Annotated in this window: 14 protein-coding genes; 10 read left to right on the forward strand and 4 right to left on the reverse strand. The window is 53.6% G+C overall.

Features of this window, described 5'->3' with window-relative positions; genetic code table 11:
• Positions 1 to 4: 4 nt before the first annotated feature.
• The 5 genes from V9K95_RS13930 to V9K95_RS13950 are packed head-to-tail and all read left to right on the forward strand — an operon-like array spanning position 5 to position 5,635.
• Positions 5 to 847 carry an enoyl-CoA hydratase family protein gene (locus V9K95_RS13930; RefSeq protein ID WP_336442149.1) on the forward strand — a complete coding sequence of 281 codons (843 nt, stop codon included), beginning with the start codon at positions 5 to 7 and terminating at the stop codon, positions 845 to 847.
• Positions 848 to 850: 3 nt separating this feature from the next.
• On the forward strand, positions 851 to 2,050 hold the full coding sequence (locus V9K95_RS13935; protein WP_336442148.1) for an acyl-CoA dehydrogenase family protein: 1,200 nt from the start codon (positions 851 to 853) through the stop codon (positions 2,048 to 2,050).
• 5 nt (positions 2,051 to 2,055) lie between these two features.
• A complete protein-coding gene (locus tag V9K95_RS13940) occupies positions 2,056 to 3,243 on the forward strand; it encodes an acyl-CoA dehydrogenase (RefSeq protein WP_336442147.1) in 1,188 nt (395 codons plus the stop codon).
• An 11-nt stretch (positions 3,244 to 3,254) separates the two neighbouring features.
• Entirely contained in the window at positions 3,255 to 3,686 is a 432-nt protein-coding gene (locus V9K95_RS13945) for a RidA family protein (protein WP_115053359.1), read from the forward strand.
• Between the two features lie 2 nt (positions 3,687 to 3,688).
• Positions 3,689 to 5,635, forward strand: a complete 1,947-nt coding sequence (locus tag V9K95_RS13950) for a 3-hydroxyacyl-CoA dehydrogenase NAD-binding domain-containing protein (RefSeq protein ID WP_336442146.1) — start codon at positions 3,689 to 3,691, stop codon at positions 5,633 to 5,635.
• 2 nt (positions 5,636 to 5,637) lie between these two features.
• Here the strand turns inward: V9K95_RS13950 and V9K95_RS13955 are convergent, their stop codons facing one another.
• The 4 genes from V9K95_RS13955 to V9K95_RS13970 are packed head-to-tail and all read right to left on the reverse strand — an operon-like array spanning position 5,638 to position 10,613.
• Entirely contained in the window at positions 5,638 to 5,979 is a 342-nt protein-coding gene (locus tag V9K95_RS13955; RefSeq protein WP_162802520.1) for a VanZ family protein, read from the reverse strand.
• A complete protein-coding gene (locus V9K95_RS13960) occupies positions 5,960 to 6,880 on the reverse strand; it encodes a glycosyltransferase family 2 protein (protein ID WP_336442145.1) in 921 nt (306 codons plus the stop codon). Before V9K95_RS13960 ends, V9K95_RS13955 begins: the two co-directional genes overlap by 20 nt.
• Complete coding sequence (locus V9K95_RS13965) at positions 6,877 to 9,222, reverse strand: GumC family protein (protein ID WP_336442144.1); 2,346 nt, start codon at positions 9,220 to 9,222, stop codon at positions 6,877 to 6,879. Before V9K95_RS13965 ends, V9K95_RS13960 begins: the two co-directional genes overlap by 4 nt.
• A 20-nt stretch (positions 9,223 to 9,242) precedes the next feature.
• Complete coding sequence (locus V9K95_RS13970; protein WP_336442143.1) at positions 9,243 to 10,613, reverse strand: polysaccharide biosynthesis/export family protein; 1,371 nt, start codon at positions 10,611 to 10,613, stop codon at positions 9,243 to 9,245.
• Between the two features lie 346 nt (positions 10,614 to 10,959).
• Between V9K95_RS13970 and asnB the strand changes: the two genes are divergently transcribed.
• From asnB to V9K95_RS13995, 5 genes are read left to right on the forward strand one after another with little or no spacing between them, the layout of a single operon-like run.
• Positions 10,960 to 12,909 carry an asparagine synthase (glutamine-hydrolyzing) gene (gene asnB / locus V9K95_RS13975; protein ID WP_336442142.1) on the forward strand — a complete coding sequence of 650 codons (1,950 nt, stop codon included), beginning with the start codon at positions 10,960 to 10,962 and terminating at the stop codon, positions 12,907 to 12,909.
• Between the two features lie 12 nt (positions 12,910 to 12,921).
• Entirely contained in the window at positions 12,922 to 13,191 is a 270-nt protein-coding gene (locus V9K95_RS13980; RefSeq protein ID WP_115053352.1) for an acyl carrier protein, read from the forward strand.
• Positions 13,192 to 13,212: 21 nt separating this feature from the next.
• Positions 13,213 to 14,748 (forward strand): class I adenylate-forming enzyme family protein, encoded by a 1,536-nt coding sequence (locus V9K95_RS13985; protein ID WP_336442141.1) that lies wholly within the window; start codon positions 13,213 to 13,215, stop codon positions 14,746 to 14,748.
• 1 nt (position 14,749) lies between these two features.
• A complete protein-coding gene (nadE, locus tag V9K95_RS13990) occupies positions 14,750 to 15,760 on the forward strand; it encodes an NAD(+) synthase (protein ID WP_336442140.1) in 1,011 nt (336 codons plus the stop codon).
• 16 nt (positions 15,761 to 15,776) lie between these two features.
• On the forward strand, positions 15,777 to 16,817 hold the full coding sequence (locus V9K95_RS13995; RefSeq protein ID WP_336442139.1) for a glycosyl hydrolase: 1,041 nt from the start codon (positions 15,777 to 15,779) through the stop codon (positions 16,815 to 16,817).
• Positions 16,818 to 16,833 lie beyond the last annotated feature (16 nt).

Genomic DNA, 16,833 nt, shown 5'->3' on the forward strand with positions numbered 1-16,833 from the left:
CAGAATGAGCAATCCAATGCAGGATAAAAAGCGTCCCTTCAAGGATCACAAGGCCAAGCATTTTCTGTTTGAGACGGATGATGACGGCCGCGTTGCCACGATTACGCTCAATCGCCCGGAAAAGAAAAATCCTCTCACCTTTGAAAGCTACGAGGAATTGACCGAGCTGTTCCGCTCCCTTGCCCGCGCAAGCGATGTGCGCGCGGTGGTGCTAACCGGGGCAGACAATAACTTTTCTTCCGGCGGCGATGTCTTCGATATTATCGAGCCGCTGACGCGCATGGCAATGCCAGACCTTCTGGATTTTACACGCATGACAGGGGATCTGGTGCGGCAGATCAGGGCCTGTCCGCAGCCAATCATCGCTGCGGTGGATGGAATTTGCGCTGGAGCGGGAGCCATTCTCGCCATGGCTGCTGACTTCCGGATTGCCACGCCTGAAACGCGAACCGCTTTCCTGTTTACCCGTGTTGGACTTGCTGGTGCCGATATGGGGGCTTGCGGCATTCTTCCGCGCATTATTGGACAGGGCCGAGCCAGCGAACTGCTCTTTACAGGCCGTGCGATGACGGCAAATGAAGGCCATGGCTGGGGTTTTTATAATGCCCTGCATGAGCGGCCCAACTTGCTTGGTGAAGCGCAGCGCTTTGCCCGCACAGTTGCGGATGGACCCTGGTTTGCCCATGCCATGACCAAAAAAATGCTGGATCAGGAATGGGCAATGGGCATTGATCAGCTCATTGAATCGGAGGCGCAAGCCCAAGCCATTTGCATGGCAACCGGTGATTTCCGCCGGGCTTTCGAAGCCTTTGCGGCCAAGACCAAACCTCAGTTCGAAGGGAACTAGCGGATGGTTGCCAAACCCGCAGGAATGCTGACCCGCGAACATTTGCAATGGCCGTTTTTCGGCGAGGATGCACGCATACTGGCAAGCGAACTCGATAGCTTCATCTCCGGCGGCGGGTTGGGCGAAATCGATCATGCAGATGCCGACTCCGCATGCAAAAAACTGGTCGCCCAGCTAGGCGCAGCCGGAATATTGCGCCATTGCGTGCCAAAGGATTTTGGCGGCGTTTCGCAAGAGATCGATAGTCGCTCGCTTTGCGTCATCAGGGAAACATTGGCCTATACGGATGGCCTAGCGGATTTCGCCTTTGCCATGCAAGGGCTTGGCACTGGCGCGATAAGCCTTGCCGGTTCTCAGGAGCTGAAGCAGCAGATTCTACCGAAAATTGCGCGAGGCGAGTTGATATCCGCCTTTGCATTATCAGAGCCGGATGCCGGTTCAGATGTTGCAGCGCTCAGTTGTTCCGCCCGCCGCGATGGCGAAGATTTCATTCTGGATGGCGAAAAAATCTGGATTTCCAATGGCGGGATAGCCGATGTCTATACGGTCTTTGCCCGTACCGGTGAAGCGCCGGGGACACGCGGTATTTCGGCCTTTATTGTCTATGCTGATACCCCCGGTTTTTCCATTGTCGAACGCATTGAAACCATTGCACCCCATCCGCTGGCCCGCATTCGCTTCGACAATTGCCGCATACCGGCTTCCCAGCTTTTAGGAATGGCAGGCGAAGGCTTCAAGATCGCAATGCGAACACTTGATATTTTCCGCCCATCTGTGGCTGCCGCCGCCATAGGCTTTGCCCGGCGGGCACTTGATGAGGCCGTAGCACATGCCAGAAGCCGCAAGATGTTTGGTGCAACCCTGTCTGATCTGCCTACAGCACAAAGCACACTGGGTGAAATGGCAACGGCGATCGACGCTGCCGCGCTGCTGACATTCCGTACCGCATGGCGGCGGGACATGCAGAAACTCCCAACAACAAGCGAAGCCGCAATGGCAAAGCTGACGGCCACTGAAAATGCCCAATGGGTCATCGATCAGGCGCTGCAACTCTTTGGCGGGCGCGGGGTAAGGGTTGGCGAAATTACCGAGCGTCTTTACCGCGAGATTCGTGCCCTACGTATCTATGAGGGCGCAACCGAAGTTCAAAAACTCATCATCGGCCGCGAGCTGATGAAGAGCGCTGGCAAAAAGGCAGGATAATTCCCATGCATGGATCAAAAACATATTACGACTGGCAGGACCCGTTTAATCTCGACGCACAATTGAGCGAGGAAGAGCGGATGGTGCGTGATACCGCACGTGCCTACGGTGAAGACAAATTGCTGCCCCGCGTGCAGGAAGCCTTCCGCCATGAAAAGACTGATCCATCCATATTCGCTGAAATGGGCGCACTTGGACTCCTTGGACCGACGGTGCCGGAGGAGTATGGCGGGGCGGGGCTAAACTATGTTTCCTATGGCTTGATCGCACGGGAAATTGAGCGGATCGATAGCGGCTATCGCTCCATGATGAGCGTGCAATCTTCACTGGTCATCGTTCCGATTCATACTTTCGGCAGCGAGGATCAGAAGCAGAAATATCTTCCGGGCCTGATTGCAGGCACAAAAATCGGCTGCTTCGGACTAACAGAACCGGACCACGGTTCTGATCCCGGCTCCATGGCAAGTCGTGCCCGCAAGGTGGATGGCGGCTATCTGGTGAATGGTTCCAAAACCTGGATTTCCAACTCACCGATTGCCGACGTGTTTGTCGTCTGGGCCAAAACGGAAGACGGGCTGATCCGCGGCTTCATTCTTGAAAAGGGTTGGAAAGGACTTTCCGCGCCTGCCATTCACGGCAAGGTTGGCCTACGTGCTTCCATCACCGGCCAGATCGTGATGGACGATGTGTTTGTGCCGGAGGAAAACATGCTCCCGCATGTGACAGGACTTAAAGGACCGTTCACCTGCCTGAACTCAGCGCGGTTTGGAATTGCATGGGGTGCGCTGGGTGCTGCGGAGTCCTGCTACGAGACTGCGCGCAGTTACGTAATTGACCGCAAACAGTTTGGTCGCCCACTCGCAGCAAATCAGCTGATCCAAAAGAAACTCGCTGATATGGCAACTGAAATTGCGCTTGGATTGCAAGGATGCCTGCGTCTTGGTCGCATGAAGGATGAGGGCTCGCCCCCTGTTGAGCTTACATCAATCCTGAAACGCAATTCCTGCGGGAAGGCCTTGGAAATTGCCCGCAATGCCCGCGACATGCTGGGAGGCAATGGCATTTCCGATGAGTTCCCGGTAGCGCGCCACCTCGTCAATCTTGAGGTCGTCAATACCTATGAAGGCACGCATGATATCCACGCCCTTATTCTTGGCCGCGCCATTACCGGCATTGCGGCATTCTCCAATTGACCGGAAGCAGCATGACCAAAACTGTTGAACAGATCAGCGTGAGCACCCCAAATCGTGTTTTGCAGCCAGAGGGTTGGGCGCGACCAATCGGCTACTCCAATGGAATGGAAGCACGCGGGCGAACAGTCTTTGTCGGCGGACAGATCGGCTGGAACGCTCAATGTAAATTTGAAGCAAAGGACCTGCCAGGTCAGGTGCGGCAGACTCTCGAGAATATCCTCGCCATATTGCGTGAGGGCGGCGCTGGCCCCGAGCATGTCACCACCATGACCTGGTATGTTTTGGACCGGAAGCAATATTCGGCAGCATTGAAGGAAATCGGCGCGGCCTACAAAGCCACCATGGGCCGGCACTTCCCGGCAATGGCGGTCGTTCAAGTGTCGGGCCTGATCGAAGATGAAGCGCTTGTCGAAATTCAGGCAACCGCTGTTGTGCCGGACTGAACATGGCTGTCAGCTGGAATCGCCAAGACAATATCGGTCTGATCTGGATCGATAATCCGCCGGTGAATGCAACGTCCCATGCGGTGCGTGAGGGTTTGGCTATTGCTCTGGCCGAAGCAAATGCGGATGTGGCGATCCAAGCCATCATTATAGCATGCAAAGGCAAAACCTTTGTTGCGGGTGCAGACGTGAAAGAGTTCGGCACGCCTCCGCGCGCGCCCTTCCTCAATGATCTGGTGCAGTTGATAGAAGATTCCGCAAAGCCTGTTATTGCCGCGCTCCATGGAACAGTCTTGGGCGGTGGTTTGGAGATCGCGCTTGCAGCGCACGGCCGTATTGCGGCTCTACAGACCCAACTTGGTTTGCCGGAAGTAAAGCTCGGAATTATCCCGGGCGCCGGTGGAACGCAGAGGCTACCCCGGTTGATTGGCATGCCAGAGGCAATCGATATGGTTGCAAGCGGTAAGCGGGTTTCAGCAGCGCAGGCCCTTGATCTTGGAATGATTGACCGCATCTCCGATAATGATCTGATCCAGGATGCAATTGCATTTGCACAAATACTTGCTGGTCGTGAGCCGCGTCGAACCGGGACATTACCTGTGCGAGAATTCGATGGACTGGCAGTAGACGTGCAGATCACCGCGATAGAAGGCAAGGCACGCGGGCAAATATCGCCGGGCGCAGCTGCGCGGAGCGCATTTTCTGCGGCCAGTTTGCCAATCGAGCAAGGCTTGAAACGTGAGCGGGGAAAGTTCCTCGAACTGGTCAATTCCGAACAGGCAATTGCGCTTCGTTATGTTTTTGCTGCAGAACGTCTCGCGGCTAAAGTCGCTGATCTTGAGGGAATAAGTCCTCGCTTTGTACAGAATGTAGGCACTGCCGGTGCCGGACTCATGGGCGCTGGCATCGCCGTCGCCTTTGCTGATGCTGGGTATGATATCACAATCGTAGAACGTGATGAGCCGTCTATGGATTTGGGCCGCAAGCGGATCGAAGCCATTTACGATCGCATGGTGAAGTCCGGTCGGATTGATATTGCTCTCAAGGAACAACGGCTTTACCGTATTGGCTTTCATATTGATCGCGCTGCTTTTTCCCAATGCGATCTTGTTCTTGAAGCAGTCTTTGATGATCTGGATGTGAAACAGGAACTCTTTGCATCGCTCTCTTCCATTGTGCGGGCAGATGCCATTCTGGCAACCAATACGAGCTATCTGAATCCGGATGCCATTGCTTCTGTGATCATGAACCCCAGCCGTTTCATTGGGCTGCATTTCTTCTCACCAGCGAACATCATGCGGCTTGTTGAGGTCGTACGAACAAAAGACATCGCGCCAGATGTTCTGGCTGCGGGATTGGCCGTCACAAAGCGTCTGGGCAAGCTTGGTATTGTCAGCGGCGTCTGTGAAGGATTTATCGGCAATCGTTTGTTTACGGCCTATCGGCATCAATGCGACATCATGCTTGAAGATGGCGCATTGCCCCATGAAATTGATGCGGCCGTCGAGGCATATGGTTTTCCCATGGGCCCCTATGCTGTAACCGATCTGGCTGGGCTGGACATTTCCTGGGCTCGCCGCAAGCGTGATGCGGGCAAGCGCGACCCTGCAGCACGGTATGTCACCATTGCTGATCGTTTGTGTGAAGCAGGGCGCTTCGGCCAAAAGGCGGGCAAAGGCTACTATGCGTATGATGGCGGCAAAAAATCGGTGGACCCTGCCGTTGCAGACCTGATCGCAACCATCTCGGATGAAAAGGGAATTACCCGTCGCTCGTTCGGGCAGGATGAAATCATGACGAACATCATTGCCGGGCTTGTTGCCGAGGGTGACAAGCTGATGAATGAAGGCATAGCCATGCGCGCTTCCGACATCGATCTGGTGCTCATCAATGGCTATGGCTATCCCGCATGGCGCGGCGGGCCCATGTTTCAATCCGGTAGACACTGACTTTAACGAAGCAGTTTTACGCCAGCCATACCCATTGCGGCGCCCGCAATTTTTACCAAAAAATTCGCAATATCCGCATGTCTGTTCTGCATGAAATGCTGCGCATATTCAAAGAGTCCGCATGACACTATTATAATAATCGCCACAAAAATCAGCCGTTTCGGATAGGTCAGGCTGAATGTGATGCCAAGCAGCAGAAATGCCGAAAATCGCTCGACATTTGGCCCGATCCAGGTTGCAGGACGCAATGTAATCGGCCCCACTGTCATCACCATGATTAATAGCAATAGCACCCAGGCAAGGGCATGATGCGACGCCGGGTAATCAATCAGCCTTTTCAACATCCAATACGCCCGACGGCGAAATCCTTCCGCGGAGAAGATCGAAGAGAGCCAATCCATTTCCCTTTAATCGTCCTTTCCGGTCTATCCACGCCTCCGGCGAAATGCTTCCAAAAATATTGGCAATCAAATTCTTGGATGCCATGGCGATAGCCTTGGAGAAAGCCATGGTGCCTTTCCTGGCCAGATAATATGGATTGGCAATCTGGGAATAGCCGAGCTTTATCCCGGAGGTCCGACCACTCTTCACGCCAAGATGAATACCGCGCTGCTTGTTTGATTTGACGATACGGCCATGTTTGGCAAGCGACCGGCTCAGATCAACATCCTCAAGCCAACAGTAAAGTGGAAGGTTTTCATCAAACCAGATATCGTTGCGTCTCATCACGTCAAGTCGCAAAGTCATATTGCAGCCATACCCGTTATAGACATCCTTCAACAGGTCGGGGCGCGAAGACGGATCATCCAGAAGGGCCTGCAACAGACTTGCACCTTCTTTCACCTGTATTCCGGCTGTTCCTATGCCATCTACAAGAACGTTACCCGTTGATATGACGATATCATCATGTTCCAGGAACAGCTTTTCGACCTCGGCTATATAGTTCGGAGCCATCAGAAAATCGTCGTCGAGAAACAATAATATATCGAAATCCGGCAATGCTCGAATGATATCGTTGCGTTGCTTGGCCAGCCCGGAAGTCGATTGCAGCGATAGCAGCGGAACGCTCATCCCTGCCTCCAGATTTTCCGGAGTATCGCTTGGCTTGAGTGTGCAGATAACAATCTGATCGGGCAGCCGGTTCTGCTGTTCAATCAAGGGAACCGTGGCGGCCAGTATTTTCGGTCTGCCGGTTGACGGTATGCCGACTGCAATCTTGAGCCGTTGTTTTGGTTCGCGCGTCATAACCTGCTCCACCGGAAACTTGCCAATGAACCTGCAAATTTGGAGAAACGCCTTTGAAGTGAGCGGCTGTAACTTTCTGCCCGAAGGCTTGATGGCGGGAAAGCGAGCGGCGCGGCTGTGCGGGGATGTAGAGGTGTATTGAAAACAACGCCCACCGCATCCGAGTTGATGCCACTGCAATTTGCAATCGCCGCGCCAAGGACATCGAGTGTTACATTCTGCCGGTCACCTACGGTGAGAATAACGCAGTCGACAATCACACTGACTATTCGAGCATCTGCACTTGTCGTCAAATCCGGCAGATCGAGGATGATGATATCGTGCTGATCGCGCAATCTGTCGAGGTGGCTCTCCAGAGCCTGAAGATTGAGATAGCGATATGCCTGGCTCGAACTATGGGTTATCTCGTCTACGCTCATGAGAGCTGGCGGCGTTATTACGGATACGGAAGCATAGGGTTCCTCCGCCCGAATTTCATCGACCTTCCGAATAGTTCGTGCGTCGCGGCGGCTTGAGCCCTCGGTTGCTTCAATTTTCCTGTGGTTTTCTACAACATCGGTTGAGATAGCCTGATGGGGCTTGGTCATTGTCGTGAACAGCCGGGTAAGCGTCGGGTTGGCGGCACAGGTATCGATCAGCATCGTTCTTGAACCCGTCGCTGCATAAAGCTGTGCCAAATTGCTGGCGACTGTTGTCTTGCCCTCGCCCGGCAGCGCCGATGTAATACCCACGACTTTTGCACCTTGCCGACGCATTATCAGATCCAGCGAGGCCTTGGTATTGCGAACAGCGTCTGAAAAGAGGTGATTGGGATGATCCAGTACGAAATTCAGCAATTGATACTGCTCTTGCGGATTGCCCTTTGAAATCGCTCTGGCCGAAACAAATGGCAATGTGCCAAGGCTGTTCAACCCAAGTTCGCGTCGCAAACGGCTCTCTGTTTTGATGCGACGATCACTAACCTCTCGAACGGCAGAATAGGCAAGCCCCGCCAGTCCGCCAAGCACGCTCGCAAGCGCGAGTACCAGCGACCCCTTGGGCCAGGTCTTGCCGAGCGGGATCGCAGCAGCGGAGACCAGACGGGAATCTCCTACAGGGAAAGATTCCTGCTGCAAGGCACTGATTAATTGCTGCATCAAACTTTGATACATTTGCCGATAGGTATTTGCGCGGCTTTCAAGCTCGCCCAGCTGAACGCGGGCCATGCCCTTGCTGAGACCGGATTGAATCGTCGCTTGCAGCTGGTCATTGACATATTGCTCGCGACGCTCGGCCGCTTCGACATTCGATTTATAAACCTGCCCGATACGAACGATTTCCTGGCGTACTTCACCCTTCAGGCGTGCGATCTCCTGCTGGGCAGCTTGCACCGCCGCTCCATTTTCGCCATAGCGCCCCTTCAACTCATCAAGCTGGGTGGAAGCCGTATTCAGCCGTTCACGAAGCGCTGTTATCTGCGGATTGCGAAGTGCTTCGTCAACATATCCGTCGACATAAGTCTCCGATTGGAGAAACTTGTTGATCATCGCAAGCTTTGCCTTCTCCGCCGAAGTATCAGCTTTTGCTCTAGAGAGCTGGATATTCGCCTCGGTGAGTTGCTGTTCATCCAGCGAAGTTGCACCGGCTTGCGATATCTGGTTCTGGTTACGGAAATCCTCCACGGCACGAGCAGATGCATTCGCTTGCCCGCTAATCTCCGCAAGTCTGCTTTCCAGCCAACCGGCGCCGCTTTTTGCCGCTGATGATTTTGCATCAAGACCCGCTTTGATGTAGGCCAACGCCGTGGCATTTGCCACTGTTGCAGCCTTGGCCGGGTCCGTGGAATTATATGCAACGTCGAGCACATAGGATTGCCCGACACGCCAGACGCGCAATCGCTCCAGAAAGCCCGCAACTGTCTTGCGCATGATCAATTCAGGTTCAGCCACCTTGCCTTTGTCCGAACGCCAGAAAGCAAGGCTGGACAAGAGGCTATCGCCGCCTTGAAGCTCGGGATCCTCCGTGAGCGAAAGCTGCTCGATGACGCTTTTGGCGATGGCTTCAGAGCGGATGATTTCAACCTGGCTTTCAACCTCACCGGTTTCGATCACGATCGTCCCCGAAACCGCATCCTGCGAGGCAATTCTGGCCTGTTCGGGATCAATGACTATTCGGGCCGTGGCCGTGAAAATCGGCTCCGCTACCAGGAGATAGGCGACGGCAATTAGTACCGATCCAAGAATGGAAGCGCCAACAAAGCGCCAGTTGCGCCGCAAGAAACCGACAATATCGGCCATACCGATCAAATGGGCATCGGCATGAAGTTCATCAGTCCGTGTCGAGTGATGTTTATGTCTGACCATCTTTATTATCCACAATGTTCTTATTGGGTCGTTTTGACTTGCGCGGCAGCGGCGTTGAGCGGAACGGGTAGCGACGCAGGCGTGCCCGGTTCAGCAGGTATTTCTGGGTTGTTACCGGCTGTCTTCTTGGAAAACCGCACGTTGAGTGCCGCCCGCACAACATCGCCAGGCACCAGGACGGTATCCTCGTTTGCTGCAATCTCGATTGGCTCCGCGGTCGTTGCCCTGGTGATGGTGAATACGAGATCAGGCTCCTGTTTTTCTCCGGGCTTTGCCTTGCCCGACAAAATTGATCCCGCAGCAACGAGCAGCCTTTCAGCTGTGTCCTGCCTTATCTTGAGCTGATCCAGCGCAGCCTGCGCTGTTTGAAGCTCTGTCGTAGCGGTGGTTTGACGGAGATTAACCAAATTTTGGGCATCGCGGCTCGCCTGGCTGATATTCTGCCGGGCACGCATGATGGCGGTAACCTGATCAAGCCGATCAGCCTGCAAGGTTGTGATAATCCGCTGTAAATCTGATTGGCGGGATGTTGTGGCGATGCCGCGCTCCACCAGCGGCTTGACCGTCTCAAGCTCCGCATCCATCAGCTTGATCTGTTTTTCCTGGCCAGCTACTTTTTCCTGCAAAACCTCGATTTCGGAAGCGAAAAGCGCACGCAATTCATCAAGGTTTGCAAGCTGGCGCTTCAAACCATTCGACTGCGTATCGAAGATTGCCCGCTCTTCAGCAGTGATGGATTGAATGCTCGTGCCGTCGGCCAACTCAGAAAGATCGCTCGGAAATTGAATCTCCGTTGTCCCGGCAACCTCTGCCTTCAGGCGCGCCACACGAGCAAGCGTCCGCACCATTTCGCCGTGGACAGATTGCAGCTCTCCAAGATATTGAATCTGTTCAACTGTCCTTGCTTCTTCTCGCGGGCGATATCTGCCGCCAGCCAAGGCAACGGCCTGCAAGACTGTAAGGCCGGGTCTGAACCTGTATTCACCAGGCCGCTCAACATTTCCAACGAGGAAAATTGCAGGATACTCCACGACCTGCACGGCGACATTCGGCATGGTAACCAAGCCCGTCGCCTTCTGGATGCGCTTTGAAATTTCGGTCGCCGCCGATGAGGCATCAAGGGCTGCTATCTCCATTGTGCCAATAAGTGGAAGAAGCACAGTTCCACTATCTGACACAACATACTCGCCGTTCAGCGCGGTCCACTCTCTATATTCTCCGCGCGAGGCAATCCACTCAAGAACAGTCAATCTTAACCGGGTGTAGGGAGCGAGCTTGTAATCGCCATTGGCGTAAGCGGAAAAGGGCAAAGCGAGACATGAAAACGCCATTGCCGTTGCTGCTAATGCGCGCACAAACCTCTTGATTGCCCACGGAAATTTCACGCCCATTTGCTATCCCACAATTTATTATTTTGCACTATTATCGTGGAGCTGCGGGTAGGTGGCAATTAATCAATCATGGATTTATTGTAATAAATTCGGTGTATCCACGGTACTTTTCCACAATTTAAAGTCATGCTTGCGGGATAGATAAGCATATCTGTAAATTATACATGATTACCAATATTCCCCTCACAGGAAAACATAATATACCCTCCTAGATACACACGTAACTAGTATTGCCCTGCCCTTTAAATCCAATTATTTATTGACCCCTGAGGGCCATATTATAGGCTTCAATAGCTGTATCCAAGCGGGGAATATACTCCGCAGTTGCAGTGGTTTGGGGGCAACTATGTGTGGAATTGCAGGCTACTTCGCCTCAAAAGGCTCACTTCAGGACGGTCAGTCTGTGTTGAGCTCGATGATTGGTGCAATTGCACATCGCGGACCTGACGAAAACGGCATCTACGTCGATCAGAATGCTGGCTTGGGGCACATGAGGCTCTCCATCGTCGGGCTGAAAGACGGCCAGCAGCCTATGAAGAATGCCCGTGGTGATGTCGTCATCAGCTATAATGGCGAAGTGTTCAATTATGTTGAGTTGCGCGATGATTTGATTGCGCAGGGGCATGTTTTCCAGACATCAAGCGACACCGAAGTCATCCTGCATCTTTACGATGAGCTGGGCCCGGATTGCGTCAAGAAACTCAATGGTGATTTTGCCTTTGCGATATGGGACCAAAGGCGCCGCCGCATGATGCTTGCGCGGGATCGCATGGGTGTGCGGCCATTATTCTATACTTGGCACAAGGGCACTATGTTCTTTGCCTCGGAAGCCAAATCACTTTTAACCGTTCCCGGTATCGAAGCTGAAGTCGATATATATGCTTTGGACCAGATATTCACGCTGTGGGCACCCATTGCGCCTCGTACGATCTTCAGGAACATCTTTGAATTGCAGCCGGCGCATTTCCTGCTGCTTGAGGGTGAGACATTCAAGACAGCGCCATATTGGCAACTGCAATACCCCGATCGCGATAGTGCGGCCTCCCCACGGTCTGAAGATCACGTTGCCGAGGAATTACTGCATCTCCTGACTGACGCCACGCGCATTCGTCTAAGGGCTGATGTGCCTGTGGGATCCTATCTTTCAGGCGGATTGGATTCCTCCGCCGTGTCAGCAATTGCAGCCAAAATTGTGCCGGACCGCCTGCGAACATTTTCAATCGGTTTTGAATCTGCGGAACATGACGAGACTGCATTCCAGATGCAGATGGTCGAAGCACTTGGCACCGATCACTCCGCATTAACCTGTAGTACAAACGACATCGCAAACATCTTCCCCTCGGTGATTGCGCATACGGAGCGGCCTGTTCTTCGTACAGCTCCAGCGCCACTCTATCTTCTATCGCGTCTTGCCAGCAGTGAAGGCTACAAAGTCGTCTTGACCGGCGAAGGGGCTGATGAGGTCTTTGCTGGATATGATCTGTTTCGCGAAGCGAAAGTGCGCCGCTTCTGTGCCGCACAGCCGACGTCGCGGATCCGCCCACAACTGTTTCGAAAACTATACCCCTATCTCAGTGGACTGAAGCAGCAGTCTCCAGAATATCTGTCGGCATTTTTCGGCGCCGGTGCCGACGATATCCGTGATCCCTTATATTCGCATCGCCCACGTTTTAGGGGTACTGCGGCAACGAAGATGTTTTTCTCCCAGGACCTGCAAACCGCGCTGAACGGCTATGACGCAACCGCCGATCTCGTTTCCGGGCTTCCAAAAGATTTCACGCGCTGGCACCCCTTGCATCAAGCGCAGTATCTGGAAACATCGCTGCTATTGCCTGGATATATCCTGAACTGTCAGAGTGATCGCATGGCCATGGCGCATGGCCTTGAGGGGCGCTTCCCATTTCTGGATCATCGCCTCGTCGAGTTTGCCTCACGCATCCCCGTTGGGATGAAGCTAAAGGGCCTTGCTGAAAAACACATTCTGAAACGAGCCGTTCGCGACCTCGTGCCGCAAACGATCACTGCAAGACTGAAACAGCCCTATCGCGCACCTGACAGCCGTTCGTTTACGGCGGGTGGAATGCCGGATTACGTTCGGGATTCCATGAGTGCGGCAGCCATATCCGATACGGGCCTGTTTAACCCGGTAGCTGTCGAAAAACTGGTTGGGAAATGCGCGCGCGATAATCCCGTGGGATATCGCGACAACTCGGCCTTCGTTGGAATCCTTTCAACACAGCTATGGCACCAGATATTCACAACACAAATACAGCGGCACGCTGTCGCCGCAGAATGAAAGGGAAGAAAAATGACATCGGGATTCGCAACACAGATCAGAGCCTTCATTGTCGAAAATTATCTCTTCGGCGACACAAGCCATCCACTTGATGACAGAACATCGCTCATTGAAACCGATATTATCGATTCAACCGGGGTCCTCGAACTGGTGACATATCTGGAAGACACGTTTCAGATCAGTGTGCATGACTCCGAAATTGTCCCGGCAAACCTCGATTCAATCGCCAGCATAGCCAGCTACGTAGCAAGCAAGACTATTCTTCAACGGTCGGTTGCTTAAGCGAACGAGGAGCAGCCAATCATGCGGATCGAGGACATTCTTCGTCAAACGGCGAAAAGATTGGACAACAAGACTGTTCTCATCGCAGGCGACAAGCGACTGAGTTATGCTGAGCTTGACGACCTGTCGGATCGCCTCGCGGCTTCGCTCTGGTCGCAGGGCGTGATGCGTGGTGATCGTGTTCTGGTATTTATGGGCAATTGCTGGGAAGCAACGATTGCCATCTACGCGATCCTGAAGGCTGGCGCTGTTTTCAGTCCGATTAACGCCGCCACAAAAGCGGACAAGCTGGCTTACATTATCGAAAACTGCCGCGCCAGAATGGTCATCGCACAGGAAAAACTGGCACCCATTGCTGTTGAAGCGATCGGATCAAATACGGGCTGCGAGCTGATCGTGGCCAGCCGCGGCGAAGAAGCCGCTCAACCGGGAACACATTCCTTCACGCAGATGTTGCAGGTGGCCCGGCATCCGATTCTTCATGGCGGCATTGATGTCGACCTGGCGATGCTGATCTATACGTCCGGATCGACGGGACGTCCCAAGGGCGTGATGATGAATCATCGCAATATCGAAGCGGCGGCCACCTCGATCACGACCTATGTGCAAAACAGCGAAGATGACATAATTCTCAATGTATTGCCCCTCGCTTTCGACTACGGGCTTTATCAGCTGTTCATGACAATACGCAGTGGAGCCACGCTCGTGCTGGAAGCGTCCTTTGGCTTTCCGCAGGCAATTTTTGATGTCATGCGGCGTGAACATGTAACTGGCTTTCCATTGGTGCCAACCATGGCAGCGCTGATCCTGCAGATGCGGGACATAGAGCCCGGATTTCTGCCGGATCTGCGCTATATCACCAACACCGCCGCTGCCCTGCCGCCCGCGCATATTGCGCGTTTGCGCGAACTCTTCCCGGGCGCACGACTGTACTCCATGTATGGCCTCACGGAATGCAAGCGCTGTACCTATCTTCCACCGGAACAGCTGGACCAACGACCCGGCTCCGTGGGTATTGCAATTCCTAACACTGAAGCATTTATCGTCGACGACAGCGGCACGATCGTTGAACCGGGCGTTGTGGGCGAGCTTGTCATTCGCGGTCCTCACGTCATGCAAGGCTACTGGGAAAATGCGGAAGCAACCGCCCGCATGCTGCGGCCCGGCCCCAATCCGTGGGAAAAAGTGCTTTATACTGGCGATCTCTTTTCGAAGGATCGCGACGGCTATCTCTACTTTGTCGGCCGTAAGGACGACATCATCAAGACGCGGGGCGAAAAAGTTGCTCCCAAAGAAGTCGAAGCCGTGCTGCACTCTTGCCCCGGCATTGCCGAGGCCGTTGTGATTGGCGTGGATGACCCTGTTTTGGGACAGGCCATACGGGCAATCGTCGTCCTGAGCGACCCGGCTCTGACCGATCGCGAAATCATCCGTTTTTGCGCAAAAAACCTTGAAGATTTCATGGTTCCGAAATCCGTTGAGTTTCGTCCGAGTCTTCCCAAAACGGACACTGGCAAGGTGAGCCGTAGATTGGCCGCCGAGCCTCAGGAGAGCTGACATGAACAATATAAACCCTGAAATCAGTGCTGTTTCACCCATATCGCTGACCATTGATCCTGCGGCTGAGACAGAGCGGATCGTTGCCACCATGCGCGATCAGCTCCGCCACACGTTGCGCCGCCGCGGATTTGTTCTAGGTCTGTCAGGAGGTGTGGATTCCAGTGTATGCGCTGCGCTTGCCGCAAGAGCCGTTGGCGCACAAAATGTCCTATGTATTTTCATGCCTGAAAATGACTCCGATCCTGAAAGTCTGACGCTGGGCCGATTGGTGGCGGAAACATTTGGTCTGGCTAGCATCGTTGAGGATATCGGCCCATCGCTTGAAGCAATGGGTTGCTACGAACGGCGCGACGCTTTCATCAAGCAAATCGAGCCGGAATTTGGCCCCGGATGGGCGTCGAAGATCGTCATTGCCAATGCATTGGCGAATGAAGGCTATAATATTTCCTCACTTGTGTTGCAGCGCCCGGACGGCACAACCGAAAAGCTGCGCATGCCAAGCTCCGTCTATCTTGGGATTGTCGCGGCAACCAATATGAAACAGCGGACCCGCAAACAGATCGAGTATTACCATGCGGATCGCATGAACTATGCCGTCATCGGCACGCCAAACCTGTTGGAATATGATCAAGGTTTCTTTGTTAAAAATGGTGATGGTGCGGCTGATCTAAAGCCGATCGCCCATCTCTATAAGTCACAGGTTTACCAGCTGGCAGCCTATCTCGGCGTTCCGGAGGAGATCACGTCGCGGCCGCCAACGACGGATACCTACCAATTAGCGCAGACCCAGGAAGAATTCTATTTTGCATTACCTTATCACCAGATGGACCAGTGCCTTTACGGTTTGAATGAATCACTGCCCGCTGCGGTAATCGCCGCATCCGCCCATCTGAGCGAGGATCAAGTACTTCGCGTCTGGCGTGATATTCGCGCAAAACGCAAAGCGACACGCTATCTGCACCTCGGACCGCAACTCGTGATGCCCATAGCAGAACTCCAAGGCGGCTAGCCCGGAAAGGACCATCATGATGCAGAAAGTTTTTCTCGCAATGGTGGTTGTTGTGTCGGCATTTTTTGCCTGGACGGCATTGGTCACAAGAGCAGATGAGCAAGCCTTCATCTGGGGTGTGAACGGTCATCCGCTTGCGTCTTATCATGGCGTTACATTGGAGGAACAGGTGGCATCACTTGTGAACTTGGGGGCGCGCTCCTATCGCGTCGATGTCCAAAGCACCGAACAGCTCCCGAAGTTGAAAGCCTTGGTTGATCTCGCTGAAGCGAACAATGTGGAGATCCTTCCTGTATTCACCCCCAAGATAGATTTGAATGCTGCAACAATCGAAGAAATCCATTCAACCTCCAAAACACTTGCTTATGAAACGGCGACCATGCTGGGGGCAAAGATCAAAGTATGGGAACTGGGCAATGAACTTGAAAATTTCGCAATCATCCAGCCTTGCGAAATGCGAGATGACGGCACGCAATATCCTTGCAACTGGGGACCTGCGGGAGGACTCTACCCGCTCGATTATTACGGGCCACGCTGGGAAAAAGTCGCCGCCGTCATGCATGGCCTTGACGCTGGCATGAAGCAGGCTGGTGGAAAATATCGTACCGCCATGGGCACCGCCGGTTGGGGCCATATCGGCGCCTTTCAACGTATGAAGCAGAGCGGAATCAACTGGGATATCTCGGTCTGGCATCTTTATGGTCAAGATCCGGAATGGGCATTCAAGGCATTGGCCGAATATGGGAAGCCTATCTGGGTAACAGAGTTCAATCATCCCAAAGGCAGCATTGAAAGCGAGGCTGCCCAGGCCACTGGTTTGAAGACGATGATGGAAATGCTCCAGCGCCTCCGCAAGCTCTACCCGATTGAAGCGGCTCATGTTTATGAATTGATGGACGAAACATACTGGGCGCCGGATTTTGAAGCCTATATGGGCCTTGTTCGTCTGGACGGCGACGAAAAGAATGGCTGGCGCGCCGGAGAGCCGAAAGCCGCCTTTAAAGTCGTTCAAGATATTATCGGGCAGGACCGACTAACAGGAACCCAGAGCCAGTGACCGTGGCGGGCGAAGG

The organism is Phyllobacterium sp. CCNWLW183 (assembly GCF_037203775.1).
GTDB lineage: Bacteria > Pseudomonadota > Alphaproteobacteria > Rhizobiales > Rhizobiaceae > Phyllobacterium > Phyllobacterium ifriqiyense.

Bases quoted from the DNA above. Each gene is read 5' to 3' on its own strand.
- nadE (WP_336442140.1), top strand. From the start codon at position 14,750: ATGAACAATATAAACCCTGAAATCAGTGCTGTTTCACCCATATCGCTG.
- V9K95_RS13945 (WP_115053359.1), top strand. From the start codon at position 3,255: ATGACCAAAACTGTTGAACAGATCAGCGTGAGCACCCCAAATCGTGTT.
- V9K95_RS13935 (WP_336442148.1), top strand. From the start codon at position 851: ATGGTTGCCAAACCCGCAGGAATGCTGACCCGCGAACATTTGCAATGG.
- V9K95_RS13995 (WP_336442139.1), top strand. From the start codon at position 15,777: ATGATGCAGAAAGTTTTTCTCGCAATGGTGGTTGTTGTGTCGGCATTT.
- V9K95_RS13970 (WP_336442143.1), bottom strand. From the start codon at position 10,613: ATGGGCGTGAAATTTCCGTGGGCAATCAAGAGGTTTGTGCGCGCATTA.
- V9K95_RS13940 (WP_336442147.1), top strand. From the start codon at position 2,056: ATGCATGGATCAAAAACATATTACGACTGGCAGGACCCGTTTAATCTC.
- V9K95_RS13980 (WP_115053352.1), top strand. From the start codon at position 12,922: ATGACATCGGGATTCGCAACACAGATCAGAGCCTTCATTGTCGAAAAT.
- V9K95_RS13930 (WP_336442149.1), top strand. From the start codon at position 5: ATGAGCAATCCAATGCAGGATAAAAAGCGTCCCTTCAAGGATCACAAG.
- V9K95_RS13960 (WP_336442145.1), bottom strand. From the start codon at position 6,880: ATGACGCGCGAACCAAAACAACGGCTCAAGATTGCAGTCGGCATACCG.
- V9K95_RS13955 (WP_162802520.1), bottom strand. From the start codon at position 5,979: ATGTTGAAAAGGCTGATTGATTACCCGGCGTCGCATCATGCCCTTGCC.
- V9K95_RS13985 (WP_336442141.1), top strand. From the start codon at position 13,213: ATGCGGATCGAGGACATTCTTCGTCAAACGGCGAAAAGATTGGACAAC.
- V9K95_RS13965 (WP_336442144.1), bottom strand. From the start codon at position 9,222: ATGGTCAGACATAAACATCACTCGACACGGACTGATGAACTTCATGCC.
- V9K95_RS13950 (WP_336442146.1), top strand. From the start codon at position 3,689: ATGGCTGTCAGCTGGAATCGCCAAGACAATATCGGTCTGATCTGGATC.
- asnB (WP_336442142.1), top strand. From the start codon at position 10,960: ATGTGTGGAATTGCAGGCTACTTCGCCTCAAAAGGCTCACTTCAGGAC.